General features: G+C 57.7%; 2 protein-coding genes. Both read left to right on the plus strand.

Annotated elements, in window-relative coordinates:
• A partial coding sequence (locus AC1DT6_RS40525) for a hypothetical protein (RefSeq protein ID WP_441629333.1) occupies nucleotides 1-216 on the plus strand: 216 nt, incomplete at its 5' end.
• Nucleotides 217-362: 146 nt separating this feature from the next.
• A partial coding sequence (locus AC1DT6_RS40530) for a hypothetical protein (protein ID WP_441637768.1) occupies nucleotides 363-1084 on the plus strand: 722 nt, incomplete at its 3' end.

A 1084-nucleotide genomic window follows, 5' to 3' on the forward strand; every position in this document is an offset into this window, starting at 1 on the left:
GTCGAGCAGGCCATGACACCCGAAGAACAGCGCTATTGCCGCGCACGCGACTACGCGCTGAACATCATCGCCAAGACACTGAAACTGGACCTGCCGTTCAAGATCGAGGAACACGTCACCTACACCAAGGAACAGCGTGAACTCGTCAAACAGAAACTGCGCGATCTTGGCTACACCGTGACGGATGCGCCATACCCGGTTACGCCAGCGGATTGAGGACGACGACCGACAACATGGAACCAAGACATCGACGCCGAACCCGGTCATGGCGTGTTTGCCTGACGCTCTTCTGCGGCATTGCCACGGCAATGCCGGCCCTATCCGCCACCGCGCAAACCGCACCCGCTCAGGAGACCCAAGCCATGCCAACCCTGGCTCAACTGATTGACGACGAAAAATGGGACGAAGCCAAGACATACTGCCGCACTTACCGGAGCGAGGTCATTCCGGAGATCAAGGCCATTCTCGCCAAACGCTATGCCAATAACCTCACCGAGGCCGCCAAGGAGAGTGAGACGAAGGATGCCGCTTATGCTTGCTTGAGGCAGATCCGCACACAAGAATCCGCGCTGCTTCTAGCGCAGGGCTTCGGCAATGGCGGCGGATACAACAGCATCTATGGCTTGATCGAAGATCCGCGGCCTGAGGTCTACCCCATTCTCAAGGCAAAACTGCGGCCTCCGGAAAATGCGCGAGACAAAAACCTCCTGCTGACCATGGCCCAGATATCTGTTCCTGTGGAGCAACGCGTTGCCGATATCAGACCATACCTGGAAGCGAAATATTATGGCGTGCGTCAGGGTGCGGTTCTCGGACTTGCACTACTGGATGATCCCGGCAGCATGGAACGCATGGCCTATGAGTTAGGAACGAAATGGCGCGATGGGAAACAGTACTTTCTATGGACGTTCTATCACTTCCGTGCCTGGAGAATTCCAAAGTTCGTCCCGGTGCTGATCCCGGTCCTGAACGACCCGCAGCCACTCGAAGACATCGGCGTCCGCCAGTACCTCCCCGGCGGCGTCGAGCAGGCCATGACACCCGAAGAACAGCGCTATTGCCGCGCACGCGACTACGCGCTGAA

The organism is Cupriavidus sp. 01L45 (genome assembly GCF_056399885.1).